The organism is Streptococcus sciuri, assembly GCF_024814375.1.
GTDB lineage: Bacteria > Bacillota > Bacilli > Lactobacillales > Streptococcaceae > Streptococcus > Streptococcus sciuri.
Window position 1 is genome coordinate 87,267 of record NZ_JANUXX010000004.1, and the last position, 25,326, is coordinate 112,592.

The following is a 25,326-nucleotide window of genomic DNA, read 5'->3' on the forward strand; positions in this document are numbered from 1 at the left end:
GAGGTTTTTTATGTATTACGTTAAAGCAGATGCATTTTATTATCCAACGGTTGTCAAACCAGCAGGCTATTTGCAAGTTCAGAATGGCTGTTTTGGCGAGTGGGCTGCAAGTATTGGAGAAAATGAAGAAATCGTTGACTACACAGGGATGAGTATCGCCCCCGGTTTTGTGGATACACATATCCACGGCTTTGACGGATATGATGTCATGGACAATTCGGCTGAAGGACTCAAAAAGATGAGTGAATCGCTGTTGTCCACAGGAGTGACATCGTTTTTGCCGACAGCGCTGACCGCTTCTTTTGAGACACTAGAGGACATTTGCCGTACCATTACTAGTGTCAAAGGGAGTGAAAGAGGGGCTAAGATTCAAGGGATTTTTTTTGAAGGTCCTTTCTTTACAGAAAAGCACAAGGGCGCTCAAAATCCAGACTATATGCGAGATCCTAGTTTAGAGGAGTTTGTTGCTTGGCAAAAAGCAGCTGAGGGGCTCTTGACCAAGATAGCGGTTGCTCCAGAGCGTGAGGGAGTGTCGCACTTTATCAGAGAATTGACCAAGCAAGGTGTAGTAGTTGCCCTTGGTCATTCAAATGCGACCTATGCTGAGGCAAAAGCAGCTGTTGAAGCTGGAGCAAATGTCTGGGTGCATGCTTACAACGGTATGCGTGGGCTCAATCATCGTGAGCCTGGTATGGTTGGTGCTGTGCTTGATTTAGAAGATACTTATGCGGAGCTGATTTGTGATGGGCATCATGTACATCCATCTGCTTGTCATATCCTCATGCAGCACAAGGGTTATGACCATGTCGCCTTGATTACGGATTGCATGAGCGCCGGTGGTAGAGAAAATGGTGACTATATGCTCGGTGAATTTCCTGTTGTTGTCAAAGACGGCACTGTGCGCCTAAAAGATGGCGGTAATCTAGCTGGTTCTATTTTGGAGCTCAAAGACGCTGTTCAAAATATCATCAAATGGGGCATTGCAACTCCACATGAAGCTATTCAGATGGCGACTCAAGTGGCAGCAAAATCGGCTAAGATTGACCAATATTGTGGTTCCTTGAAAAAAGGCAGAGCAGCAGATTTTATCGTACTTGACAAAGACTTTAACCTCAAAGCCACTTACGTTGACGGCACTTGTGGTTACCAATCAAAGTGAATCTTTTCTTCAGCTGGATAAATACGACATTCAACCTCAATTCCTTGAAGCGGAATCGCAATGGCAGGATAGCCATAAGCAACGGAATGTTCACCCATCCAAATAATCTTACTATGCGCCTTACCGACGCTAATTTTCTTAGTCATGTTCTTCTCTTACAATTTTTAGTTTACACTCCGTTTTATCATTGTTCCACAAAAAAAACGACTTTTACTGGAAAATAAATGCCGCTATAAAAAAACAAACGAAGCTGGAAAAGTGCACTCAACTTCGCTTGTTTATGTCAGTATAATTGTAAAATGTAATAAGTCTAAACTTCATTAGTTTGAAAGGGAAAGTTTTAAAGAGTAAGCAACAAGAAATTTTTTATAAAACCATTGATTCAAAGTAAAATTTTATTAATCATTTTGATAACTTGCATCAATTCCTGAGAAAAATTTTTTTGAAAGCGTTGAAATAGTTCCGTCTTTTTGAAGTTCTGCAAGAGCATCATCAATTTTTTCTCGAAGTTTTTCATCTTCGCCCTTATTAAATGCAATGGCAATACTTTCTTCCTCAATTTCTCCATCAAGAATTTTTAAATCAAGACCTTTTTGATCAATTATAGCTGATAAGATTGTTTTTGCATTTGAATAACCATCTACTTGTCCATTTGTTACTGCAGAAAGTGCTGCTTCACGATCATCGTATGTTTGAATTTGAATTGTTGAATTGAAATTCTGGAGAACTTTGATTTGATTAGAACCAACAGTAGCTGCAATAGTAGCATTATCCAAATCATCCACTGATGTCAAATCAGAATCAGATTTTGTCACAACACCATATTGGAAGGTCGCGTAAGGTGTAGAGAAATCATAAGTTTTCTCACGTTCATCAGTGATAGCAATAGAGCTTGCTACAACATCTACTTTATGGCTAGTTAAAAGACCAAAAAGCCCATCAAAACTAGTAGTGGTGAAATCCACATCATAACCAATTTTATCAGCTACCGCTTTAATGACTTCTACGTCGAATCCAGTAAGTTTTCCATCATCGTCTTTATATGAACCAGGGAAACTTACACCTGTTGTTGCAACTTTTAACACAGGTGTATCTGATGAAGAGCTTGATTTAGAAGAACTATTCCCTCTCGAAGCAGTTTGATAACCAAAGTAAGTAATGATAGCAACAATAATAACGACAATAATACCAATAATAGATTTTTTACGCGGCGACATAATAAAACCTCCTTTTAAATTAAATATTTACTTGTGACAAAATGTGATCAACCTTAGATAGACTTTCTCCAATATTATTTTCTGGTATAGTCCAAGAATTAACTTCTTCTCGGCTAAAATTCGAGCTAATTTGTGAATTTTTGTATAGTAGATGAATAAAATCTTCGTGATTTTCTATAGACGTCATTGCTGCTTGATAAACAAGTTCATGAGCGGTCTGCTTCCCAATGACTTTACCTAATTCAAACATAATACGTTCTGAATAGGGAAGAATTCCCTGTATTTCAAGGTTCTTCCGCATTTGCTCAACATTAACATCAAGCTCAGATAGTATGTAAGTTAAGTTAACAATTTGTGCATCCAAATAGCTAGTGATTTCTGGTAAGACCACCCATTCATTACGCCAATGAATAGCATCGCGCTCACCATCAATTAGCATAGATTGTAACATAAGACTTACATCCGAAAAGACAGGTTGAGTTAAACTTGCAAGTCCTTCTATTAGAGCTGGATTGCGTTTTTGAGGCATTGTAGACGAACCAACTTCTCCTTTACGGAAAGGTTCATGAATCTCATTTATCTCAGTTTTCATGAGTGTAAAAAGTTCACGACCAATTTTCCCCAATGTCCCTGAATATATTCCAAGGGCTGTAGCAAATTCTGAAAATCTATCTCGCGAAGGTTGCCATGAAATATTTGGAACAGAGAGATTCAGTTCAGATAATGTCAGTTTTTCAATTTCAATACCTCTACCAGCAAATGCCGCATAAGTACCTACTGCACCACTAATACTACCAACAAATACACCATTATCTAAAAGCTGGTCTAGCCTTCTTTGATTTCGTAATAATTCATCCAGCCAGATTGCCAATTTAAAACCAAAAGTAATTGGAATAGCATGAATACCATGTGTTCGTCCCATCATAATAGTTGAACGATATTCCTTAGTCAGAATCGCTAATGTCCGAATTAACTTTTCAGAATGATTTTTGATAATATTGTACGCTTCTTTAGTTTGCAACATTATGCTAGTGTCAACAATATCTTGAGTTGTAACACCATAATGTACAAATTCTCCCTCTTCAGCTCCTACAGCTGATTGGAGTGCATGAATTAAAGCAATTAAAGAATGACGCTTTTCAGCACTTTCTTTTTGTAAGGATAAAAGATCAAAATTTTCTACTTTAGCTTTTTCAACAATCTTTTTTGCTGCTGTTTCTGGAATGACTCCCAGCTCACCTTCTACTTTGGCAAGAGCCGCTTTAACTTTCAATTGTTTAGAAATCTTATTTTCATCACTCCAAATTGCTCTAATCTCAGGAGTTGAGAAATTATTTTGCATCAATATAGAATCTAAAACACTAGTCACTTTTTCTCCCTCCTTCTACAATGCTGAACTTTCTAATGAACCACGATACAGCGAGCTAACGAAGGAGCGAACTCGATCGTGGCTACTATCATTAGATAACAACAAATTAGCCGGCCCTTGTGTTAAAATTTCACCATTTTCAATAAAAACAACATTATCAGCAATTTTTCTAGCAAACTCCATTTCATGAGTTACCAAAATCATTGAAATCTTCTCCTTTGCTAAGGCTGCAATAACTTGCAATACCCCATCAACCATTTCTGGATCAAGAGCCGAAGTTGGTTCATCAAAAAGAATTATGTCAGGTTTAAGCGCAATAGCTCTGGCAATGCCTACCCGCTGTTGTTGTCCTCCAGATAATGTTACTGGATATTGTGATTCAAATGCTGCTAATCCCACTTTTTCTAAAGATTCATGAGCAACAGCCTCTGCTTCCTTCTTAGAAAAGCGTCCACTTAAAATTAAAGGTTGGACAACATTTTGTAAGACTGTATAATTCTTGAAAAGATTAAACTGTTGAAATACCATGGTAGAGTGACTGCGGATATCATGAATATCACTTTTTGAAATTTTTCCACCAGTCACTTCTGTATTTCCAACTTTCAATTTCCCTGAAGAGGGTAGTTGGAGAAGATTTATAATTCTTAGCAGAGTCGTTTTCCCTGAACCACTCGGTCCAACAAAAGCTGTAACCGTTCCAGCTTCAATAGAAAGATTGATGGATTTAAGAATTTCTTTATTTCCTATCTTAACTTCTAAATTTTTCAACTCAATTAGACTCATCTACTGACCTCCTATATGGTGCTGCTAAATCTTTTTCGAAAATACTTTGCAACCAAGTATAGATGATAATCATAATCCAGTATAAAAGACCAACAGCTAGATATGTTTCAAAGTAACGTAGTGAAGTACCCGCGACCATTTTTGCATGTGCAAATAGTTCTGTTATTCCTAATGTGAATACTAACGATGTTTCTTTTAGTAAACTAACAAATGTATTACCAGTAGCAGGCAGGGCATTTAATGTTGCCTGAGGTAAAATAACATGTAGGAAAATTTTCCACCCAGGAATGTTAAGTGCTTGACCTGCTTCTACTTGCCCTTTATCAACTGAATTTACAGCTGCTCTAAAGATTTCAGCTAAATATGCTGACTGTTTTAAGCCTAGTCCGCCAATAGCTGCAGTAATAGCTGTCATACCTTGGAAAACCGGAAATAGTTGAGGTAGTCCATAAAAAATCAAAAATAATTGAACAAGGGTTGGCATACCACGAAATAAAGAAATATAAGCATTAGCAAAGTATTTCAAAAATTTGTGACCTGATAACTGAAACCATGTCATCAAAGCTCCTACTAAAATTGCCAAAATCATAGAAAAAATAGCAATAAAAATAGTTACTGGTATGTAGGCAGGTAATTTTAGAAATAATTCAAAGAAATATTCCCAACTAAAATTCATTTTTATTCTCCTTTAGTAGAGCTTGCAGATTTTCATTCTTAACTTTTGAAAGAGCATTTCTATTAAAAATTTTAATTAGATAAACTGTTTTATGGTCAGAAAATAGCTGTTTTTCATCTAAGTATTGAAATCCCATTTTTTCATAGGTTTCAATTAACCAAGGATGCTCTAGTGCTGTACCTAGAGTAACAGCAGGAGCCTTTAAATCCTTTATAATATACTCTTCAATAACTTCCGTAATCAAATTCTTAGCATACCCATGTCCCTGCATCTCAGGATCCGTTGCAATCCACCCTAAATGCGGTAGAGAGAATGGACCAGGATTTTCTGACCAAGGCAACCTTACAGAAATAGTTGAAACAATCCGATTATCAACCGTTTTAATAAAAGTTGGAGATGCTTGAATAGCTTGCGAAACTTCGAAAGTGCTGATTGTACCAGCTTTAAAATGAATTCCTAACTTTTCATTTTCAGCATACGCTTTATGGTATAAAGACGTTAGCTCTTCAAAAAAGTTATCAGATAACAATTGATATGTCATACCACATCTCTTTCTAGTAGTTTTTTGACAATCTTTCAAAAATTTCCGATGTATTACTAATTTCACCAGTCGTCACATAACGATAAAGCTCTTCTAAATGTCCTTTTGTTAGCCTTTTAAACTTAAGGTGAAGTTCTTTAGGTGACAAAGGATTATTAGGTGAACCTTTAGGATGTTGTTCTAACTGATCAAACTTGATTTTGTCAGCTTCTCTAATTACTAAACGTACTGGACGGGTAGTATTATCACCCTCTAAATCATTATGTCGTACCACTTTTTTAGCAAAATTAAAAAAATCATCTGAAGTTTCTTCTTCTGTGAAATCTGTCAGATCAACACTCCCTTTTTCTAATGTTAACCATAAGATATATTCAATTGAAAATTTTCCTTCAAGTTTAATATTAGGATATCGATATGTAAGCGCCTTATCTCCAGTAGAAGAAAAATGTACATCCACTTTCGAAATATTTGCCGTTCTTAATCCTAATTTGTGTGCTTTTTGAGCTAAATCAAATCCCCCATTGGCTACTGAACAAAACGGATATTGTTTAAACCACAGACCAGGAGATAAAATTTGTGAAGGCTCTAACCAATTTTCTAACAGCTTATCAACATCTAAGCGCTGTTGATTTATTATTTGAGTCCAACCTTTATCGGAAGAAAAAACATCATCATAAGCCGTCATACCCACTTTCACAAGTTCATAAGCTTGAACAGCATTCCTTGCTGCAAAACCTGCATTTAAAGGCTTACCATTAGTTCCTTCTTGATATAAAAAACCTGTTGCCTGACTAGTGGTTAGAGATAATAGACAAGTAAAGTCATTTATTGAAACTTTTTTATAATAGCCTATTGCAACAGCAGCTGCTATGCAGCCAATAGTTGCAGTCGAATGCCAACCTTGATTAACATGATGAGGATGAAATTGTTGTCCGAGTCTCCCAGCAAATTCGACTCCTTGAATGTAGGACTCTAACATTCTTTTAAAACTATCATTTTTATCGCTTACAGATAGAAGAGCTGAGAAAATAACTGCACTTGGGTGACCTCGGAAATTCGCTTGAACATCATCTAAATCTTCATAATGTGCTAGGTACCCTAAAATTAGTGCTAATTGAACTCTAGATGTGCTGTAGGACGTTAACAAAATTTGTTTAGTATCTTCACTACTTGCCAAATCCTTGACTATTTCTTGATTCTTAGGCGACTGTAATCCCGCAGAATAACTTGCAATATAATCTAAAAAGGCATTTTTGGAAACATCTAACGATTCTTTGTATTGTGAGGACTGACTAACATCCTTTTGAAGCACTTTTATGATTTGTTTAGTTACATTCATTCGTTTACTCCCTAACCATTCTCATTTACAAAATCGATGAGGCGACAAATTTCCTCTTCAATATATCCTAAATCAGAAACTAGACTTAATCGCAAATAGCCTTCTCCATTTTTTCCAAATGTAGAACCAGGAATTAAAGCAACTCGCTTTTCAAATAAAAGTGAATCAACAAAAGAAACATCGTCAGAAAAACGTTTAGGTAATTTAAACCACAAGAAAAAAGTTCCTTCAGAATCAACGACATCAAAACCTGCTTCCTTTAATGGTTACCTCATCTTCTGTGAGTTTTACTCCATATTCATCATCATAAAATTTGATAATTGCTTTCTTTAGGGTTGCTTTTCCGCCATAAGGTGGATATCCTTGATTAGTAACTCCATCTATCGCACTTTTTAAATGATTTATAATCTCTGGAAATGTTTCCTGATCAGGGTTCCCTCTTCCAAGGTTGATAACATTTTTACCTTATTGCTTTAATTTTCTGATTTATTCTTGCTGATAAGATGTAAAATGTTTCGACCTTACTTGAACTCGCTTTGCTCCTTCAATCTTCATAAATTAACCTCGAATTTCTTCTAAAGCCAAATGAGCTCTATTTAATTCCAAATCAGGGAAAACCGACTGAACTCGAACATCAGATTTTCGAGTAATGTAATCTGCAAGCTCATTTAGCTCATTATCCGCAGTTAAATCTAATTCTCTAAGTGTCCAAGGAAGTCCAATAGTCTTATGATAAGACTCAATCTCTTGACGTAAATGTTCTTATTTTTTCCCTTCAATGATAATTTGAAACAAATTTCCAAGAGCTACTGCTTCACCATGGGTCTTTTTATAATGTGGTTGAATTTTAACATAAGCATTATAGAAAGCATGGGCTAAAACACTTCGACCATCAAGATCAGAAATACCATCAACAGAAGCAGCAACGAGGAATATAGTATCAAATAAGTTAATTAAATCCTTTTCGCTAAGTTCCTCTAAATCAGTAATTTTCAGCATTTCTTCACGACATAATTCGATAAAAAACGTCCTATCCTTGAGGTAACACTATCCAGTTTATCATTTGTGATACGCTGTCTCATTTCATAGTATTTCGCTAAAGTATCACCAATTCCAGATAAAATATATTCTTTTGGTGCATTTATCAAGATATCTGGTTCTAGCAGAACAACATCTACAGCTTTTTTATGTCGAATATTAGCTATTTTTTCATGTTCTTTCGAATAAATAATACTTTTAGTAGTCATTGCTGCACAATTAGAAGGTACAGTTTGACTATTAAAAACTAGAATGGTTAAATTATCAGAGACAACTTTGGCGGTGTCAATCAATTGCCCTCCACCAAAAGCAAGTAGTGCATCATCATTTTGAAATTTTTTAGTCAATCTTTCGATTTCTTCAAAGGTACAATATTCACCAAAAAATTCAACTGGATAATGTTTTAAAAAGCCATCTGGTAAATACTCTTCAATAATTGGATAAACTGTTTCATCGGTTAATACAATCGGATTTTTGACACCATGACTTTCTAGCAATTGAGGTAATTGTTTTTAAATTCCTTTTTATTGATGTACTCAGCAGGACTCATGCGGATTGTTTTTTCAGGCATAGCTTTCTCCATAATACTCCAACAAATAAAGAGCACTTTCAACAAAATAATTAACTGCGACTGGCAAAGCTTCATCACGTACGATAAAATCATCATGGTGCCAGTCTGGTGCTTGCTCTGCTCCATTTGATCCTACAAAGGCGAATACCCCAGGGATTTTTTCTTGATAAGTTGCAAAATCTTCACCACCTGTTGATGGTAAGGTTTCAATAACTTCTGCAAACTTTTTAGAATTCTCAAAAATCAATGGTGTGATAGTTGCGTCATTAAAAGTCACTTTAGGTGAATTGCCCCAGATAATATCCACTTCTGCTCCAAATTGCTCCGCGGTTGTTTGAACAACTTTCGTGAATTTATCAATAACAGATAGGCGTACTTCAGGGTCAAATGTTCTAATCGTCCCTTCAAAAAATCCTTTAGCCGGCAAGACATTCCAAGTATTACCAACATCAATGTGGGTAACAGATAGGACTGCTGATTGAAACGGTGAAACTGTCCGAGAAATGATATTTTGAAGGTTATTAATAACGGTCGTGATAACAAGAACTGTGTCAACACCCAAATCAGGTCTTGCAGCATGGGCACTGATGCCTTTTACAGTCACTTCAAACTGTTCAACCCCCGCCATAATAGCGCCTGACCGTAGTCCAAGTTGCCCCGGTTTCAGATGAGGATTATTGTGGTAACCAACAATAGCTGAAACTCCCTCAATACCTCCAGCATCAATTACTTGATGACCACCTTGAAAATTTTCTTCTGCAGGTTGGAAAATCAAGCGGACAGTTCCTTTTATTTCTGCTTCACGCTGTTTTAAAATTTCTGCTGCACCTAATAAACTAGTCTGATGGAAATCATGTCCACATGCGTGCATAGCTCCATTAGTACTAGCATAATCAAGTTTTGTTTTTTCAACAATTGGAAGTGCATCAATATCAGCACGTAGAGCAATAATTGGGTTTCCTGAACCAATTTCAGCAATTACACCTGTCTTTAAAGGATAATTAAGCGGTTTAATGCCTAGTTCTTTTAAATAAGATTTAATATAATCCGTCGTTTCATATTCTTTTTCTGAAACTTCAGGGTGTTGATGAATATAATGGCGAACAGCAATTAATTTTTGATAAAAAACATCTGACAAAATTCTATTCTCCTTTCTCTCTCTAGATTGCTATTATCTTAACATCTCATTTAAAAGTTGCATACTCTATTTTAGTTATAGCATGCTATAATTAAATTTTATACACCCTTTAATCAGCTATAATTATTGGCTTTATTTCATATCAAACTATATAACAATACATTGATATAAATTTTCTATCATCTCTTTATTTTCATCTATTACAAAAAAGCATCGGTACGTTGCCATACCGATGCTTTTTAAATCACAGGATCTATATTAAACTCTGGAATAACACGTGTTAAAAATCGCTTGGTGCGTCCTTGCTTAGGTCTGCTGAAGAATTCTTGCGGACTACCTTCTTCGATGATATGCCCACCCTCCATAAAAACAATGTGTGTTGCCACATCACGTGCAAAGTTCATTTCATGAGTGACCACCACCATGGTGATCCCCTCTTGTGCTAGCTCTTTCATAACACCAAGAACATCTCCGATTAATTCAGGGTCAAGGGCAGACGTCGGCTCATCAAATAAAATGACATCAGGTTTCACAGCGATAGCACGTGCAATCCCAATCCGTTGTTGCTGACCACCAGACAGCTGACTAGGATAATAGTCTTTTTTGTCTAAGAGCCCAACCTTTTTCAGTGCATTTTCGGCAATTGAGAGGGCTTCTTTTTTTGGAATCTTACGAGCAATGACCAACCCTTCCAAAATATTTTCAATAGCTGTTTTGTTAGCAAATAAATTATAATTTTGAAAAACAAAAGCGGTTTTTTGACGAATTTCAAGCACTTCTTTACGACTGACTTTTGCTAAATTGTAGAACTTACCATCCAGCAGCAACTTACCAGAGTCCGCTTTTTCCAGATGATTAAGGGTTCGTAGGAAAGTTGTTTTTCCTGATCCTGATGGTCCCAAGATGACGATAACATCACCTTGATTCACTGTCAAACTAATATCCTCTAAAACGGTTTTATCTCCAAATGATTTTTTAACATTTTTAACTGATAGCATAGAAAACTCCTAACTTCATCTCAAACAATTTGAGCCCGTTTTTCTAAAAATTGAAAACCATATTGAATAAGCCCACAAATCACGATGTAAATAATGAAAATAACAAAATAGGATTCAAAATAATGATAGCCATAAGAAGCTTCAATCTTAGCAATTGCCGTAATATCTTTTACCGTCATCACAAAAACAAGAGAGGTTCCCTTGACGAGATTAATCACCAGATTACAAAGATTTGGTAGAGCTTGGGAAATAGCCTGCGGAAAGACAATTCTTATATAAGCTTGGCTGGTCGAAAGCCCAATTGTCCACGCTGCTTCTAACTGCCCCTTATCAACCGTTAAAATAGCAGAGCGGATAATCTCAGATAAGCTTCCAGTAGTCATAAGCCCAAAGATAATGTAAGCATAATAAATAGGATTAAGATCAAAGATATTAACACCTGTGGCTTTCAATAGCTGGTTAATCAAACTTGGAAAAAGACTATAAAAAAATAAAATCAGTAAAATAGGTGGTGTCGAGCGGATAAAGGCAAGATAAACAACTGAAAAAGCGGTAACACCTTTTATCTTGTAAATCCGTCCTAAAGCTAGAAAAAGAGCTGGAAAGAAGCTCAAAAGAATAGAAACAACCATTATCCCCAAGGTGACTGGAATCCCAGAAAGAGTTTTGACAAATGTTTCTAAAATATAAGAAAAGTCCATAAATCCCTCCTTAACCCTGTGTTGTATCTAATTTATTTTCGACGATATGTGTACAGACAGACAAGATTAATGCTAAAGCCCAGTAAATGATAGCAACCGCTGTATAGGTTTCAAGCGAATAATTGCCCAAATGTCGTGAAATGATTAAATTTCCAGCTCCCATTAAATCAACTAGACCAATCGTATAGGCTAAGGCAATATCTTTTGATAAGTTGATAATGGCAGTTGTGATATTAGGGAGTGCAATCCGAAAAGCTTGAGGCAAAAGAATTCGGATAAATGTCTGATAATCTGTCAAGCCGATACTAATCCCTGCCTCTAGTTGTCCTTTAGGAAGTGCTTGATAAGAAGATTTAAAAACTTCGGAAATACCAGCTGCAAATAGCAAGGTCATAGCTAAAATAACAAATACTGAACGAGACCAGTCATTAACATCGATACCCAACCACCATTCTAAAAAACGAGGGAGACCATAAAAAACTAAAAAAAGAAGAACAATAGGAGGCGTACATCTTAAAATAAAGACATATCCTCTTGCAAAAGAGGATAAGCTTTTTTCACCTGATAACTGCGACCAAGCAAGAAAGAATCCTAATAGACTTCCAAATAAAATCGTTAAGGCTAAAACCCATAAAGTCAGAGGTAGGGCGGACAAAATTTTAGGAAGAAATGTTACCACACGAGATGGGTTGTAAGAAACCATAGACACCTCCTAGTCTGTGACGTAGCTAAAGACATCTTCTCCAAAGTATTTTTTAGAAAGCTTTGCGATGGTACCATCTTTTTTCAATACCTTGATAGCTTTATCATAATCTTTAGCAAAGGCTTGATTAGTAGCATTTCTATGAATCAATGGATAAGTTTCGATACCTTTGTATGGGAACCATGTTAATTGATCAGCATATTGATGGTAGGCACCATTTTCATTTTTTACAGCTTGCTCAAAGGATAGTTTAATGGAGAAGTAGGCATCGTAACGTCCTTCAAGCACCCACGCATAGGCATCAGCAACTGAGAAACTTTCTGATTCTGTCAATTTAATCGGATTTTTGGCTGTTTTATTGTATTCTTGAATCACATTATATTGTCCATTTTGAGGTGAAATAGGAACGAGTTTTCCCCCACTATTAGCAAATGAATCAATATCTTTGTATTTTGTTTCATCCTTTTTACGAATAGCAAAGCCAATCACACTAGCACCGATAGCTTTGTTGGGGATAATAAATTTTTTAGCACGTTCTGGTGTGTACCACGCACCTTTTGTACCAATATCATATTTACCAGATTCAAGTCCGATGAGTAAATCTTCATCACTCGTTCCTGTGTATGTAAACTTATAGTTTTTTAATTTTTTATCAACAGCTTTTAAAACAGCAACTTCAAACCCATCACTCTTACCATTTTTATCAACATAATCATATGGGACATAATTTTGTGTATGGGCAACTTTTAGAGTCGTAACTTTGTTTACATTGCCAGATGCACTTTGTGCCTTTTCTGTTTTCCCTGTTAATTGACGTCCAATAGCAGTTGCTGCGATAATTGCTACGACAACTCCACTTGCAATAATCCATTTTTTCTTACTCATATACTCACTCCTTCTCCTAAAAACTTATAAGCTGACGGCTTCTTTCACCCAATCGATGCGTTCTGATGAAATATCACTTGGCACAGTACAATCTGCACCAATCACAACGCCATAACGTCCAGTATCATCAAGTAACTCTTTGACTCTTTTTTGAATATCTTCCTTACTACCAAGGTACAATAGACCTTTTTCAGTATTGTCAAAACCGCCAAGAACTGTTTTACCACCAAATAATTGTCTTCCTTGTGATAGACTGACACCCTCTAAATCAACCGCCCAGTTAATGACATCGGCAGGATAATCCGTGTAATACGTAATGTCGTTTGTTGCGCCTTCATACCCACATATATGAAGAATATTCGTACCACCAGCAGAAATAGCACGCTTCAAAACATGAAGTTCACCAGGTTTAATCACTTGTCTATATTCTTCTTTAGTTGAACGTTCATCTTGTATATTTTGGACGCTGAGGTAAATACCATCGACACCCGCTTCTTTAATCAAACGTTTTGTCAAAAGACCAATATCGCCAGCAATCACATCCAAAACTTTTTTCGTTAACGCAGCATCTTCTTTGATAAAGTTTTCAATAATTTTATCACCATTGTTTCCCTTTCCTGCTAGGTGCCATTTTAAATAAGTCACAGGGGCAAATATATTATAGAAAGAAGCGATATCTTCTGGGAAATCTTGACGAATTTGTTGAGCTAGCTCAACCTGTCGTGTAATCCAAGGATGATTTTCTCCTATAGAAATGATTCCATCTAATTCTTTGATAGAAGTGATACCTTGATGAATCTGTTCATTAGGGTATATAAAGAACCCATCACTCATAATCTTGACAAAATCTGGATTGACATCTGAGACGAATTTTTTATGCCCAGCAATATTTTTGTTAAAAATTTCGGAATTAAAACCGTCACCTCTTTCGTCATCTGTTGTGAAATGATACCAAAATCCGACAGGGACTTTGTCGACTTTTTCGTTTTTAAATGCTTTTAAAACCCATTCTCTCTTTGTTGTCATTTTCTCTATCTCCTTATGTTTTTTATATTACAGTTATGCGTCATTCATCAGTATTAAGGCAGCTGTGCTAAGAGCCTTAAACAGTTAAAGTATTGAATATCACTTTTTGAAATCGCTGAATTTACATTGTTAGGACTCGACTTTTCAAATAGAGGAATTCTCCAAAGGATAAGACAGGATAGAGTAATGATGAAAAGAATTAGTACTGATAACGAGACATTTCTTAGCTTTTCCTCTGTTAGTGACATAGGCAATTCCCTCCCAAAAATTTTATAAAGCTATATTACCAGTTTCCCTAATGCTTGTATAATCTATATTTTTTATCCCTAGATATAAAGTTCATTTATAGCGATCTGCTTATTTACTTGCTTTAAGTATTACTTTTTACCGTATTTTTAAGATGATCTCTATTGGAGAATGAAATAGGATTTGTTATTATAGTGATAATAATCTTTTTTATAAGGGGAATTTTTATGAAATTGCAACAGTGCCGTTATGTAGAAGCTATCGCTCGCCTAGGCTCTTTTAGCCAAGCTGCTAAGGAGCTATACATGTCTCAACCTAATTTATCCAGTTCCATTAAAAATTTAGAGCAGGAGCTAGGAATTCAACTGTTTATTAGATCCAATACGGGCGTTTATTTGACAGAAGAGGGTCATGATTTTTTGAAATCTATAAAACGTATTATTGGAGAATTGGATTTGCTTGGGTCACGCTATCAAGGGAAAATTAAAAAAAGTTTCACGGTAGCAGCGCATCATTATGATTTTCTATCAATTCCTCTAGCAAAAACTTCCCAAAACTTTAGTGAAGATTACCAAGCATTTCAAACGATTGAAACAACGACGAAAAAAATTTTAGACAGCATTGCTTGTTTTGAAGCTGACCTAGGTATTATCTATTTAGATGATGAAAATAAGCATATCCTAGAATCAATGATGAAACAGAAAGAATTGGAATTTCATTCCTTGGGTGATTTTCCAACACGTATTTTCCTCCGTCGTAATCATCCATTAGCGCATAAGAAAGTCATTTCTGAAGAGGATTTAAAAGGTTACAATCAAATTCGCTTTCGACAAGAACAGTCGGGGTTAAACTTTGACGAAGATGCTTTAAAGATTCATGATGAACAGTGTGTACTCTATAGCAATGATAGAGGAACCGTGATGAATTTACTCTGTGCAACAGATGCATACGCTTCTGGTCTTGGCATTGTAAACAGTTTTATTCGTGATTGTATTGTCTTGATTCCTTTGAAAGATAGCCCTAGGCATACTCTAGGATTTGTGAGAAATAAAAGAAAAAAAATATCTGATATTGAAAAATATTTCATTAGAGAGATTAGAAAAAGCCTTGAAGAATTTTCTAAAAATTTGTAGTTGTCTAGGTTAGTAGTGTGCTAAACCTCATCAGATGGCAACTCAAGTAGCTACAAAATTGGTTAAGATTGCTAGCTATTGCAGTTCTTTGAAAAAGACAGAGTGGCAGATGTTATTGTACTTGATAAGAATTTTAATCCCAAGGCAACTGATATAAACAGTGTTTGTGCTTATCAATCAAACTAAAATAAGGCAGTGTTCATCCCTGTCTTATTCTTTATCAAAAGAAGTATTCTGATTCTATAAATAATCTGACAATCTAATCCTTTAAACACAGAAATGGTGCATCAACTTCCATTAGTAAAATCATCAATAAAAAATAAAAAAAAATTGTAAAAGGGGTTGAAAAAACATTTGAAAAGGGTTACAATATATTTGTTCTAAAAATTTCTTTAAAAACACCTTAATCTTTTCTAAGAGGGAGAGGAATAAAGTGGCTTTTGAGAAAAATATTAAGGAGGAGAACAAATGGGTATTGGTATTATTATTGCCAGCCATGGTAAATTTGCTGAAGGTATTCATCAGTCAGGTTCGATGATTTTCGGTGAGCAAGAGAAAGTTCAAGTCGTTACTTTCATGCCAAACGAAGGTCCAGACGACCTCTATGAACACTTCAACAATGCTATTGCGCAATTTGATGCCGATGATGAGGTTCTTGTATTAGCTGACCTTTGGAGTGGGTCACCATTTAACCAAGCAAGCCGTATTCAAGGAGAAAATCCTGAACGCAAGATAGCTATCATCACCGGTCTTAACTTGCCACTGTTGATTCAAGCTTACACTGAGCGTATGATGGATGCAAACGCTAGTGTTGAAAGCATTGCAGCAAATATCATCAAAGAAGCTAAAGATGGTATAAAAGCATTGCCAGAAGATCTTAATCCTAAGGAAGTTTCTGGTGGAGCTGGCGCAGGGGATAAGACTTTGCGAGGTGCTATTCCAGAGGGTACTGTCATTGGTGATGGTAAATTGAAGATTAACCTTGCTCGTGTTGATACACGCTTGCTTCACGGTCAAGTGGCAACAGCTTGGACACCTGATTCTAAAGCAGATCGTATCATTGTTGCATCTGATACTGTTGCAAAAGATGAATTGCGTAAAGGTTTGATTAAACAGTCAGCTCCTGGTAATGTGAAAGCAAATGTTGTACCAATTGACAAGTTGATTGCAGCATCGAAAGATCCACGTTTTGGAGACACACATGCGCTTGTTCTTTTTGAAACACCTCAAGACGCTCTTCGTGCTGTTGAAGGTGGTGTACCGATTAAAGAACTTAACGTAGGGTCTATGGCACACTCAACAGGTAAGACAATGGTTAACAATGTGTTATCTATGGATAAAGCAGATGTTGAGACCTTTGAAAAGTTGCGTGATTTAGGAGTAACCTTTGATGTACGTAAAGTACCAAATGACTCACCTAAAAACTTGTTTGAATTGATTAAAAAAGCAAACGTACAGTAGAATGTATATACACAAAAGATAAGTACATTCTAGTTTAGCAACATTTCTTATTAGCTTTAATCTAACATACTTTGAATTTAAGTATTTAACGAAAGGATTTAGAATAATGTCAGTTATTTCTATTATTTTGGTGCTCATCGTTGCCTTTCTTGCAGGGCTTGATGGTATCCTTGACCAATTCCAGTTCCATCAACCGCTAGTATCATGTACTTTGATTGGTTTAGCAACTGGTCACCTAGAAGCAGGTCTTATGCTTGGTGGTGGTTTACAGATGATTGCTCTTGGTTGGGCTAACATCGGTGCAGCCGTAGCACCAGATATCGCCTTGGCTGGTACAGCTGCTGCTGTTATCCTTGTTAAGGGTGGTGATTTCACTAAGACAGGTATTGGGGTTGCGCAAGCCGTAGCTATCCCGCTTGCTGTTGCAGGTCTTGCTCTTACAATGATTGTTCGTACAATCTCAGTTGGTATCGTACACGGTGCTGATGCAGCTGCTAAAAAAGGGAATATTCGTGCTGTTGAAACAGCTCACTACACAGCTCTTCTCCTACAAGGGCTTCGTATCACACTTCCAATTGCACTTTTGATTGCTCTTCCTACTGAAACTGTTCAAGCAATGCTTAATGCTATCCCTGCTTGGCTAAAAGACGGTATGACTATAGGTGGTGGTATGGTTGTTGCTGTTGGTTACGCAATGGTTATCAACATGATGGCAACACGCGAAACATGGCCATTCTTCGCCCTTGGTTTTGTCTTCGCAGCTGTTGGAGACTTTACTCTTATCGCTCTTGGTACTATCGGTGTCGCTATCGCTCTTATCTACCTTGAACTTTCAGAAAAAGGTGGTTCAGGTAGTGGTTCAGGTAGTGGTTCAGGAGATCCAATTGGAGATATCTTAGAAGATTACTAGAGAGGGAGAATTATAATGGCTGAAAAGATTAAATTAACACAATCAGATCGTCGTAAAGTATGGTGGCGTTCTACCTTCTTACAAGGGTCTTGGAACTATGAACGTATGCAAAACCTTGGTTGGGCATACTCACTTATCCCAGTAATTAAAAAATTATACACATCTAAAGAAGAACAAGTAGCCGCACTTGAGCGTCACCTTGAGTTTTTCAACACGCACCCATATGTAGCCGCACCTATCTTTGGGGTTACATTGGCACTTGAAGAAGAAAGAGCAAACGGTGCAGAGATTGATGATACGGCTATTCAAGGGGTTAAAGTTGGTATGATGGGACCTCTTGCTGGTATTGGAGACCCAGTCTTCTGGTTTACAGTTCGTCCTATCTTGGGTGCACTTGGTGCTTCTCTTGCCCAAGCTGGAAATATCGTTGGTCCACTTATCTTCTTCTTTGGTTGGAACATTATCCGTATGGCTTTCCTCTGGTACACGCAAGAGTTTGGTTACCGTGCAGGTTCTGAAATCACAAAAGACCTCTCAGGTGGTATCCTTCAAAAGGTTACTAAAGGAGCATCTATCCTTGGTATGTTCATCCTTGCAGCTTTGGTTCAACGCTGGGTTAGCGTACACTTTGCACTAAGCCTTCCATCTACACAACTCTCAAAAGGAGCTTACATTGAGTTTCCAAATGGAGCAGTTACTGGTGGCAAATTGCAAGAAATTCTTGGACAATTCCAAGGTGGTCTTAGCTTGACACAAGAAAAAGCAAATACCCTTCAAGGACAATTGGATTCCTTGATTCCAGGTTTGATGGGTCTTCTTCTGACATTCCTATGTATGTGGTTGCTCAAGAAGAAAGTTTCTCCAATCGTAATGATTATCGGACTTTTCGTTGTGGGTATCGTTGCACACGTGATTGGTTTGATGTAAGGATATACGATGATACTAAAAGAAGGCCAAAAGCCTTCTTTTATGTTATAATAAAAGCATACTGCAAAAGGAGAGATTATGGTCCAATCATTAAATAGTACGGTTGAACTAACGACAACAGGGGTTTCTTATCTCGCTATGGGTAATAAAGTGGGTAAATTTTTATTAGGTAATAAAGGACTTGAGTTTTATAATGATAAAAATGTTAATGATTATATTCAAATCCCATGGAATAGCATTAATAAAATAGGTGCGAATCTTACTGGTCGTAATATTAGTCGCCACTTTGAAGTCTATACAAATCAAGGTAAATTTTTATTTGCCTCGAAAGATTCTGGAAAGATTTTAAAAATTGCCAGACAGCATATTGGCGATGAGAAAGTCATTCGCTTACCAACGCTCATTCAGACAATCGTAGCTAAATTGAGACGTAAAAAATAATACCTTGACATCTGTCAAGGTATTATTTTATTCATAAGGTAGGATAAGTTGAGATTTATCAAGATCAATGCTTAGTTGATAATCGCTGTTGTCACGGATAGTATGCTCAAAATCTGTTGTATAAAGAAGTAGTCTCAATGTGTCTCCTTTTACGAGTTTATAAATGGTTGGTTGTAGAGTAAGCTGTACGCTCATCCATTCATTAGGAACTACAGGTAAGATATCTAACAGTTTTTTTCTATTTTGAAGATTGAGTCTTGCTTTTGTCAACACACGAAAAGGACTTTGTTTGAAAGGAAGCTCACGAAGTGCTTCACGAGAAAAGTTTTGACCGTTATCAAGGCTATGCAGGTTGAGAATAGAAGGGGTATCAGAAAGGCGCTTTTTCATACCAAAATCAAGTAATTGCGCAGATAATATCCCCTTACAATCACTTGATTTTACTGACAATTGTAAGAGACATGTTCCATTTATGAATCTATCTTCTCTGATTGGAATATCGAGGACGATTTGATGGGCTTTGCCAGAAAATAAATCCACTTTAAAGTGATTAAACTGTTTAGCATAGGACTCAAAAGTCGTGTCATCGTAATGATTGTCAATTGTTTGTATACCGCCATTTAGCTGGATAGTGTTTTGTTTGTGACTACCAAAGCTACTCAGTGTTTGCCAGCATTGCTCAACATGGTTATTCTGCCAGATGATGGTATCCAGTGTAAAGTTATTGTTGATCTTGAGCAATTTTTGTGTCAGTAGAGCATTCATACTTTCTCGGAAATCAATAGATTGCCAGTTGTGCATATAAACGTGTTGTCCATGATGCAAGAAGAGGTGTTTCTTGATATGAGATGGTAAGGCATTGAAAATCTGATAAACGTGTTTAGGTGTAACGTTCCAGTCCTGCAAACCATGCGTAAAGACAACCTCGCAGGAAACATGAGAAGCATGAGGGAGATAGTTTCTATCATGCCAAAATTGATTATAGTCACCTGTTTCACGTTCAAGAGCAGTGGATTGCTCTTGAAGAAAGGACTGATAATGTTTGATATGACGGAGATAATCACCGGCTAGGAGATTTTTAGAATAGGTTAGCTCTGTCAAGACATCTAAATCCTCGCCAGGATAACCACCTGGACTAGAGACCAATCCATTTTCTCGATAATAATCATACCAAGATGAGATAGCAGATTCAGCAATGATGACCTCAAGTCCGTCTACTCCTGTAGTGGCAAGACCAGTTGACAAGGTTCCAAGGTAAGATTTTCCAGTAGTTGCAACCAATCCACTCGCCCAATCGGCAAGGATAAGTTGGTCACGACGATGGCTACTATAAGCTTTGGCACGTCCGTTTAACCAATCAATAACAGCCTTGAAAGAGTGAATTTGCATATAATCTCCACTAGTCATAAAGCCGTCAGATCCAGCTGTTCCAATACCAGAAACGTAGATATTGGCAAAACCACGAGCTAAGAAATAATCATTTAGAGTGTAGCTGTCAATATAGGAAAAGGTTTCCTCAGATTTTCCAGTGGGTAAGTCTTCATTACTGCTCTCTACTGGTCGAAATGTGTTCGTTTGAACAGATATAGTGTGTGGTGTCTTGATTGCTAAACTCCCTTCCATTTTATGGAGTTTTTTATCATTTGCAATGTTGTTTGTTCCTTGATGATAAGGGCTTGCTGTCATTATAGTGGGAAGTGTTGTAGGAGCGTTTGGGCGGATGATATGAACTTTGATGAGGTCTAATTGCCCATCTTTATCACTATCAAGAGGAGCTTCTACATAAACGACTTCTCTAATAAGATTGGTTGTGTCAAATGTAGCTAGGCTTTTTCCGTTAAAGAAATGATAGTGATTATCAGCTTTGAGCAATCCTTGGCTGACCAAGTAATCAATCAAGGTATTACCAGACTTAGTGCGACATGCTAGTAGATGATAGAGTGTCTGTATAAGAGTGTCTTCTTCAAATTGTAAGTTAATCGTATTCATAAAATTAAGACTATCTGTAAAGTCAACATTTGGAATAAAACCAAGTAACTGTAAGGCAATCGTTACTAGACGTTCACGATTTAAGTCTAAGTCAGACTCAAAAAACTGTAACAGGTCATGTTCTCTATCTGCAATCATAAGACAAAGAGCATAGTCTGTATCCTGATAGTGAAAAAGAGTTTGTCTGACAAAGTGTTCGAGGTTTTTCTTGTCCCAAAGAGTATCTGAAAGATGAAAACCAATAGTGTTCATTTCATTAAGTGCTGTCTTAGCATCCACAGGAATATAACTAAACTGATTATAGCGCATAGTCTGTCCTTTCTTACAGGAGTATTTTATTTTTAGAATAGCTTTACATTATCTATTATACTTGATAAAATAGTACATGTCTAAATAATAAATGTTGGAGGATACAAAGACGCATGGATGTTACATGGACTGTGAAATATATCACAGAATTTTTAGGAACAGCTTTTCTAGTTATTTTAGGAAATGGGGCTGTTGCTAATGTTGAACTCAAAGGAACGAAAGGTCATGCTAGTGGCTGGTTAACGATTGCTATCGGTTACGGTATGGGGGTTATGATACCTGCATTGATGTTTGGTAATGTCTCAGGTAACCACATCAACCCTGCCTTTACCCTAGGACTTGCAATATCAGGCTACTTTCCTTGGGCACAAGTTCCTTATTATATCATCGCTCAATTACTTGGTGCGATTGCTGGTCAGCTTGTAGTTGTTGCAACACACAGACCATACTACTTGCAAACAGAAAATCCAAATGCTATTTTGGGAACTTTCTCAACAATCGTTAGTGTGGACAATAATAAATCAGAAACACGCAAAGCTGCTCAGATTAATGGCTTTTTAAATGAGTTCTTTGGTTCCTTTGTCCTGTTCTTTGGTGCTCTAGCATTAACAAAGAACTACTTTGGTTCTGAAATTGTGCGTTATGCAACAAGTAATGGTATCGATCTTGAACAAGTTTCTGGTAAAATCCAAATTGGCTCTTACATCAATGCTGGTGAATCTGTGGCACACTTAGCTGTTGGTTTTCTTGTTTTAGCCCTTGTAGCATCACTAGGTGGTCCTACTGGTCCAGCACTAAATCCAGCACGTGACCTTGGACCACGTTTACTGCATTATTTCTTACCAAAATCAATTCTTGGTGAGCACAAAGGGGACTCAAAATGGTGGTATGCTTGGGTGCCTGTTGTTGCTCCTACTTTGGCAGCGATTTGTGCTATAGCTCTTTATAAAATACTTTATAAATAAAAGGAGGCATTCACCTCTTTTTATTTTGCATGTATGAAGTTAATGTTTATGGTGATTAGTGCCTATAGTCTCTTTGAAAGAAGAACGAATGAGCATGCAACCTGTAAAGATAACGATAAAGATAACCAAAAGTTTAAGACTGTTGAGATTGAGATTGGTCAAGAATAAAACAGCAACAATAACTCCTAAGATACCTCCAACGACTAAACCTAAAAACCCTTCCCAATTGACACGTCCACTTTTGATGAATTGACTACTAGAGGCAGTCATAATCATAGCAGCATCTAACATCATAACAGGCATAGCTACCGTTGGACTAAGTCCCATGAGAGAAAAGAAGATGAGCTCTGGAGCATAATTACCAAGACCCATAGTCATTAAAATACCAGTGATAAAGTTAAAGATGATACCTATAAAGAGCCAAACGCCGTGTAAACCATGCGCACTATTTGTAATATCAGCTCCAGGATTTGTTATCATGCGAAAGGCCATAAAAAGAGCTGCGATAATCAGTAGTCCTCCTAATATCCTCTGGACGGTTGGCGCATGCCATTTTTTTGTGATACGACTTCCAAAGAAAGCTCCTATAAAAGCTGCAGATGCCATTGCAATCAGTGTGAGAGGTTCTACTCTAACGACTAAAATAAAACATAACGACTGTAGTAACACTGGTAATACATGAACAACCGTCATAGTAGCAGGCAATTTACGGTCATCGTCAATGAGTTTTGTTAATTTAAATAACGTCGTTGATGTTGCAAAAGAACCAATTCCAACAGTGTCTAGCGCATCTGTGATAAAGCCTATCCATAACCCTGTAAAGAAACGTTTGAGCGGATTGATACGATGTTTTGTAATATAGTAGATAAGGTATAAAGAGATGCTTATCATAGCAATGAGCAAGATAAGTTGAATACTGTGCAATAATAAAGTCTCAGTCATGACATAACTATACAAAAAAATTCAATACCTGTCAATCTTAGTACCTTTTTGAGAATAGGTAGTATCTAGCAAGGAGTAGCAATTTGATAGAGATAATCTGAAACTATACTTTATTGGATAGAAAGCACAAACTTTCTTGTCAAATGCTTTAATTTTTTTTAGAATGTTAAAGGAGGGAATTTGAGATGATAAGTAAAGAACCTGTTTTATTTCACCAACCGATTCTTCGCGTGAATAATCGTCAAGAGAATATTGATTTCTACAAAAAAGTTTTGGGAATGACATGTTTACGCGAGGAAAATGCCCTGACCATTTTTACCGCTCATCAAAATACTAAGGCACGCTTTACGATTGAGGAATCACCTGCGTATCGTACTCGTGCTGTTGAGGGTGCGCATAAGTTGCAAGAGATTGTTTTAAAAGTGCCGAGCGATGACATTTTAGCACTTTTATCTCAAAAGATAGAGGTTGATAGTATCTTAAAGGGAAAGCACTATGCTTTTAGAGCGACCTCTCCAGATGGAGCCCACTTTTTGGTGCATGCTGAGGAGAACATTGCTGATTTAACTCAAGCAACCTATCCCGAATTATCGACCGTTGAGGACTTTGAAGGGGTCAGTGATTTCTCAGTAGAAAGAATTACTCTTGCAGTACCTAATCCAGATGTAGCTCGTGCTTTTTATGAGAACATCTTTGGAGGTCTCTTGTCTTTATCTCTTGTCTTTATAGAGGCAGAAGCTCCAGACTTGAAAGTCAGTCCTGAAACAACTTGGGATTTAGAGATTTTAGAGTTTAGAGTATCAGCATCTTATGATTTAGTGGCACTTTATCAGCACTTGCTAGACTATGATTTAGAAGTCTATCTAGATCCGAAGCAAAAAATCCTAGTAGTGTCTGATTCTAGTCGTATTGAAATTTGGATAAGAAAATGGAGATAATCAAATATATTCATCAGCAGATATCACAAGGTATTTACCGTGGAGCGAGTTTAGCTATCTTTGATAAGGGTGCTTGGTCAGATTTCTATATTGGAACGTTGGATGGAGATAGACCTGTTACTTCTGGTCTTGTGTATGATTTAGCGAGTGTTTCCAAGGTTGTTGGAGTGGGAACTGTTCTGATACAACTTTTATCTCGCAATAAGATAGCACTTGATGATAATCTTGTTGTCTATTATCCTGATTTCCATGATGAGACAGTAACGCTTAGGCAGTTAGTGACCCATACGTCTGGGATTGATCCCTTTATCAAAAATCGCAATCAAATGAGTTCGCCAGATCTAAAAAAAGCTATCAATAAGATTAAAGTGACAAAAGATAAACGCTTTCTCTATACGGATATTAACTTTCTTCTACTGGGTTTTATGCTGGAGAATTATTTTGAAGATAGTTTAGATACCATTTTTACAAGAGAGGTGTTTGTACCTTTTGGGATGACTGAGACATGTTTTGGGCCTGTTGAGCAGGCAGTTCCTACACAAAAAGGAAAAAAAGCAGGTATTGTTCATGATCCTAAGGCGGCTATTTTAGGTGTTCATTCAGGGTCAGCTGGCTTATTTTCAACTGTTTCTGATTTAAAAAAATACGCTGAACATTATCTGGTGGATACTTTTGCAAAAGGCTTGACACGAAATGTTGCTACTGAGGACAAAAAGCGATCTATTGCTTGGGACTTAGATAATGATTGGTTATTGCATACAGGTTATACTGGTACATTTGTGATGATTAATCAAATGAGTCAACAAGCTGTTATCTTTTTATCTAATCGAACTTATGACAAAGATAATCGTAAGCAGTGGATTAAAGATCGCAATCAGCTGATAGAAGTGATTAAAAAAGAATTGAGAAAATGAAAAGAAC

The 25,326-nt window shown here is 36.8% G+C and carries 27 protein-coding genes and 1 pseudogene; 9 read left to right on the forward strand and 19 right to left on the reverse strand.

Annotated features, from left to right (window positions below):
- Positions 1 to 10 precede the first annotated feature (10 nt).
- On the forward strand, positions 11 to 1,159 hold the full coding sequence (gene nagA, locus NXS10_RS04515) for an N-acetylglucosamine-6-phosphate deacetylase (RefSeq protein WP_259138131.1): 1,149 nt from the start codon (positions 11 to 13) through the stop codon (positions 1,157 to 1,159).
- Here nagA and NXS10_RS04520 read toward each other — a convergent pair.
- The 17 genes and pseudogenes from NXS10_RS04520 to NXS10_RS04600 form a co-directional block, all read right to left on the reverse strand.
- Positions 1,147 to 1,305 (reverse strand): annotated as a pseudogene (locus NXS10_RS04520) (mevalonate kinase); the annotation flags it as partial. The gene nagA and the pseudogene NXS10_RS04520 sit on opposite strands and share 13 nt — an antisense overlap.
- A gap of 252 nt (positions 1,306 to 1,557) precedes the next feature.
- Positions 1,558 to 2,376 (reverse strand): transporter substrate-binding domain-containing protein, encoded by an 819-nt coding sequence (locus NXS10_RS04525; protein ID WP_259138133.1) that lies wholly within the window; start codon positions 2,374 to 2,376, stop codon positions 1,558 to 1,560.
- Between the two features lie 19 nt (positions 2,377 to 2,395).
- Complete coding sequence (gene purB, locus NXS10_RS04530; RefSeq protein WP_259138134.1) at positions 2,396 to 3,745, reverse strand: adenylosuccinate lyase; 1,350 nt, start codon at positions 3,743 to 3,745, stop codon at positions 2,396 to 2,398.
- A gap of 15 nt (positions 3,746 to 3,760) precedes the next feature.
- Positions 3,761 to 4,528: an amino acid ABC transporter ATP-binding protein gene (locus NXS10_RS04535; protein WP_259138135.1), complete on the reverse strand. Its 768-nt coding sequence runs from the start codon at positions 4,526 to 4,528 to the stop codon at positions 3,761 to 3,763.
- A complete protein-coding gene (locus NXS10_RS04540; RefSeq protein WP_259138138.1) occupies positions 4,515 to 5,204 on the reverse strand; it encodes an amino acid ABC transporter permease in 690 nt (229 codons plus the stop codon). Before NXS10_RS04540 ends, NXS10_RS04535 begins: the two co-directional genes overlap by 14 nt.
- Positions 5,194 to 5,745 (reverse strand): GNAT family N-acetyltransferase, encoded by a 552-nt coding sequence (locus NXS10_RS04545; protein WP_259138141.1) that lies wholly within the window; start codon positions 5,743 to 5,745, stop codon positions 5,194 to 5,196. Before NXS10_RS04545 ends, NXS10_RS04540 begins: the two co-directional genes overlap by 11 nt.
- 13 nt (positions 5,746 to 5,758) lie before the next feature.
- Positions 5,759 to 7,084 carry an MmgE/PrpD family protein gene (locus NXS10_RS04550; RefSeq protein WP_259138143.1) on the reverse strand — a complete coding sequence of 442 codons (1,326 nt, stop codon included), beginning with the start codon at positions 7,082 to 7,084 and terminating at the stop codon, positions 5,759 to 5,761.
- A gap of 11 nt (positions 7,085 to 7,095) precedes the next feature.
- A complete protein-coding gene (locus NXS10_RS04555) occupies positions 7,096 to 7,299 on the reverse strand; it encodes a hypothetical protein (RefSeq protein ID WP_259138146.1) in 204 nt (67 codons plus the stop codon).
- A gap of 28 nt (positions 7,300 to 7,327) precedes the next feature.
- Entirely contained in the window at positions 7,328 to 7,537 is a 210-nt protein-coding gene (locus NXS10_RS04560; RefSeq protein ID WP_308445757.1) for an aminotransferase class I/II-fold pyridoxal phosphate-dependent enzyme, read from the reverse strand.
- Between the two features lie 309 nt (positions 7,538 to 7,846).
- Complete coding sequence (locus NXS10_RS04565) at positions 7,847 to 8,083, reverse strand: dehydroquinate synthase/iron-containing alcohol dehydrogenase family protein (RefSeq protein ID WP_259138149.1); 237 nt, start codon at positions 8,081 to 8,083, stop codon at positions 7,847 to 7,849.
- Positions 8,077 to 8,619 (reverse strand): iron-containing alcohol dehydrogenase, encoded by a 543-nt coding sequence (locus NXS10_RS04570; RefSeq protein WP_259138151.1) that lies wholly within the window; start codon positions 8,617 to 8,619, stop codon positions 8,077 to 8,079. The genes NXS10_RS04565 and NXS10_RS04570 overlap by 7 nt, the downstream gene beginning before the upstream one ends.
- Before the next feature lie 66 nt (positions 8,620 to 8,685).
- Complete coding sequence (locus NXS10_RS04575; RefSeq protein ID WP_259138154.1) at positions 8,686 to 9,831, reverse strand: amidohydrolase; 1,146 nt, start codon at positions 9,829 to 9,831, stop codon at positions 8,686 to 8,688.
- A gap of 239 nt (positions 9,832 to 10,070) precedes the next feature.
- Positions 10,071 to 10,829, reverse strand: coding sequence for an amino acid ABC transporter ATP-binding protein (locus NXS10_RS04580; protein ID WP_259138157.1), 759 nt, complete (start codon positions 10,827 to 10,829; stop codon positions 10,071 to 10,073).
- 20 nt (positions 10,830 to 10,849) lie between these two features.
- Positions 10,850 to 11,530, reverse strand: coding sequence for an amino acid ABC transporter permease (locus tag NXS10_RS04585; protein WP_259138159.1), 681 nt, complete (start codon positions 11,528 to 11,530; stop codon positions 10,850 to 10,852).
- Positions 11,531 to 11,540: 10 nt separating this feature from the next.
- On the reverse strand, positions 11,541 to 12,233 hold the full coding sequence (locus tag NXS10_RS04590) for an amino acid ABC transporter permease (protein WP_259138161.1): 693 nt from the start codon (positions 12,231 to 12,233) through the stop codon (positions 11,541 to 11,543).
- A 9-nt stretch (positions 12,234 to 12,242) separates the two neighbouring features.
- Positions 12,243 to 13,118, reverse strand: a complete 876-nt coding sequence (locus tag NXS10_RS04595) for a transporter substrate-binding domain-containing protein (RefSeq protein WP_259138164.1) — start codon at positions 13,116 to 13,118, stop codon at positions 12,243 to 12,245.
- Positions 13,119 to 13,142: 24 nt separating this feature from the next.
- A complete protein-coding gene (locus NXS10_RS04600; protein WP_259138167.1) occupies positions 13,143 to 14,144 on the reverse strand; it encodes a uroporphyrinogen decarboxylase family protein in 1,002 nt (333 codons plus the stop codon).
- A 473-nt stretch (positions 14,145 to 14,617) separates the two neighbouring features.
- Here NXS10_RS04600 and NXS10_RS04605 point away from each other — a divergent pair, with 473 nt between their 5' ends.
- From NXS10_RS04605 to NXS10_RS04625, 5 genes are all read left to right on the forward strand, one after another.
- Positions 14,618 to 15,523 (forward strand): LysR family transcriptional regulator, encoded by a 906-nt coding sequence (locus NXS10_RS04605; protein WP_259138170.1) that lies wholly within the window; start codon positions 14,618 to 14,620, stop codon positions 15,521 to 15,523.
- A gap of 468 nt (positions 15,524 to 15,991) precedes the next feature.
- Entirely contained in the window at positions 15,992 to 16,984 is a 993-nt protein-coding gene (locus tag NXS10_RS04610) for a PTS sugar transporter subunit IIB (protein ID WP_259138173.1), read from the forward strand.
- Positions 16,985 to 17,090: 106 nt separating this feature from the next.
- Positions 17,091 to 17,894 (forward strand): PTS mannose/fructose/sorbose transporter subunit IIC, encoded by an 804-nt coding sequence (locus NXS10_RS04615; RefSeq protein ID WP_259138175.1) that lies wholly within the window; start codon positions 17,091 to 17,093, stop codon positions 17,892 to 17,894.
- A gap of 15 nt (positions 17,895 to 17,909) precedes the next feature.
- Complete coding sequence (locus NXS10_RS04620) at positions 17,910 to 18,821, forward strand: PTS system mannose/fructose/sorbose family transporter subunit IID (protein ID WP_259138178.1); 912 nt, start codon at positions 17,910 to 17,912, stop codon at positions 18,819 to 18,821.
- 78 nt (positions 18,822 to 18,899) lie between these two features.
- Entirely contained in the window at positions 18,900 to 19,262 is a 363-nt protein-coding gene (locus tag NXS10_RS04625; RefSeq protein WP_259138180.1) for a DUF956 family protein, read from the forward strand.
- Positions 19,263 to 19,289: 27 nt separating this feature from the next.
- On the opposite strand, the gene NXS10_RS04630 is transcribed toward NXS10_RS04625, so the two are convergent.
- On the reverse strand, positions 19,290 to 21,560 hold the full coding sequence (locus NXS10_RS04630; protein WP_259138182.1) for a Xaa-Pro dipeptidyl-peptidase: 2,271 nt from the start codon (positions 21,558 to 21,560) through the stop codon (positions 19,290 to 19,292).
- Positions 21,561 to 21,673: 113 nt separating this feature from the next.
- On the opposite strand from NXS10_RS04630, the gene gla reads away from it, so the two are divergent.
- On the forward strand, positions 21,674 to 22,525 hold the full coding sequence (gla, locus tag NXS10_RS04635) for an aquaglyceroporin Gla (RefSeq protein WP_259138184.1): 852 nt from the start codon (positions 21,674 to 21,676) through the stop codon (positions 22,523 to 22,525).
- Between the two features lie 39 nt (positions 22,526 to 22,564).
- Here the strand turns inward: gla and NXS10_RS04640 are convergent, their stop codons facing one another.
- A complete protein-coding gene (locus NXS10_RS04640; RefSeq protein ID WP_259138186.1) occupies positions 22,565 to 23,467 on the reverse strand; it encodes a sulfite exporter TauE/SafE family protein in 903 nt (300 codons plus the stop codon).
- A gap of 185 nt (positions 23,468 to 23,652) precedes the next feature.
- On the opposite strand from NXS10_RS04640, the gene NXS10_RS04645 reads away from it, so the two are divergent.
- Together NXS10_RS04645 and NXS10_RS04650 are read left to right on the forward strand one after the other, a co-directional pair.
- Complete coding sequence (locus NXS10_RS04645; RefSeq protein WP_259138189.1) at positions 23,653 to 24,405, forward strand: CppA family protein; 753 nt, start codon at positions 23,653 to 23,655, stop codon at positions 24,403 to 24,405.
- Positions 24,396 to 25,319 carry a serine hydrolase domain-containing protein gene (locus NXS10_RS04650; protein ID WP_259138191.1) on the forward strand — a complete coding sequence of 308 codons (924 nt, stop codon included), beginning with the start codon at positions 24,396 to 24,398 and terminating at the stop codon, positions 25,317 to 25,319. Before NXS10_RS04645 ends, NXS10_RS04650 begins: the two co-directional genes overlap by 10 nt.
- Positions 25,320 to 25,326 lie beyond the last annotated feature (7 nt).

Coding starts and splice junctions, on each gene's coding strand:
- NXS10_RS04525 (WP_259138133.1), bottom strand. CDS start 2,376: ATGTCGCCGCGTAAAAAATCTATTATTGGTATTATTGTCGTTATTATT.
- NXS10_RS04590 (WP_259138161.1), bottom strand. CDS start 12,233: ATGGTTTCTTACAACCCATCTCGTGTGGTAACATTTCTTCCTAAAATT.
- NXS10_RS04585 (WP_259138159.1), bottom strand. CDS start 11,530: ATGGACTTTTCTTATATTTTAGAAACATTTGTCAAAACTCTTTCTGGG.
- NXS10_RS04650 (WP_259138191.1), top strand. CDS start 24,396: ATGGAGATAATCAAATATATTCATCAGCAGATATCACAAGGTATTTAC.
- NXS10_RS04580 (WP_259138157.1), bottom strand. CDS start 10,829: ATGCTATCAGTTAAAAATGTTAAAAAATCATTTGGAGATAAAACCGTT.
- NXS10_RS04605 (WP_259138170.1), top strand. CDS start 14,618: ATGAAATTGCAACAGTGCCGTTATGTAGAAGCTATCGCTCGCCTAGGC.
- NXS10_RS04545 (WP_259138141.1), bottom strand. CDS start 5,745: ATGACATATCAATTGTTATCTGATAACTTTTTTGAAGAGCTAACGTCT.
- NXS10_RS04645 (WP_259138189.1), top strand. CDS start 23,653: ATGATAAGTAAAGAACCTGTTTTATTTCACCAACCGATTCTTCGCGTG.
- NXS10_RS04565 (WP_259138149.1), bottom strand. CDS start 8,083: ATGCTGAAAATTACTGATTTAGAGGAACTTAGCGAAAAGGATTTAATT.
- NXS10_RS04620 (WP_259138178.1), top strand. CDS start 17,910: ATGGCTGAAAAGATTAAATTAACACAATCAGATCGTCGTAAAGTATGG.
- NXS10_RS04630 (WP_259138182.1), bottom strand. CDS start 21,560: ATGCGCTATAATCAGTTTAGTTATATTCCTGTGGATGCTAAGACAGCA.
- gla (WP_259138184.1), top strand. CDS start 21,674: ATGGATGTTACATGGACTGTGAAATATATCACAGAATTTTTAGGAACA.
- NXS10_RS04640 (WP_259138186.1), bottom strand. CDS start 23,467: ATGACTGAGACTTTATTATTGCACAGTATTCAACTTATCTTGCTCATT.
- NXS10_RS04595 (WP_259138164.1), bottom strand. CDS start 13,118: ATGAGTAAGAAAAAATGGATTATTGCAAGTGGAGTTGTCGTAGCAATT.
- NXS10_RS04550 (WP_259138143.1), bottom strand. CDS start 7,084: ATGAATGTAACTAAACAAATCATAAAAGTGCTTCAAAAGGATGTTAGT.
- NXS10_RS04535 (WP_259138135.1), bottom strand. CDS start 4,528: ATGAGTCTAATTGAGTTGAAAAATTTAGAAGTTAAGATAGGAAATAAA.
- nagA (WP_259138131.1), top strand. CDS start 11: ATGTATTACGTTAAAGCAGATGCATTTTATTATCCAACGGTTGTCAAA.
- NXS10_RS04610 (WP_259138173.1), top strand. CDS start 15,992: ATGGGTATTGGTATTATTATTGCCAGCCATGGTAAATTTGCTGAAGGT.
- NXS10_RS04600 (WP_259138167.1), bottom strand. CDS start 14,144: ATGACAACAAAGAGAGAATGGGTTTTAAAAGCATTTAAAAACGAAAAA.
- NXS10_RS04540 (WP_259138138.1), bottom strand. CDS start 5,204: ATGAATTTTAGTTGGGAATATTTCTTTGAATTATTTCTAAAATTACCT.
- NXS10_RS04615 (WP_259138175.1), top strand. CDS start 17,091: ATGTCAGTTATTTCTATTATTTTGGTGCTCATCGTTGCCTTTCTTGCA.
- NXS10_RS04625 (WP_259138180.1), top strand. CDS start 18,900: ATGGTCCAATCATTAAATAGTACGGTTGAACTAACGACAACAGGGGTT.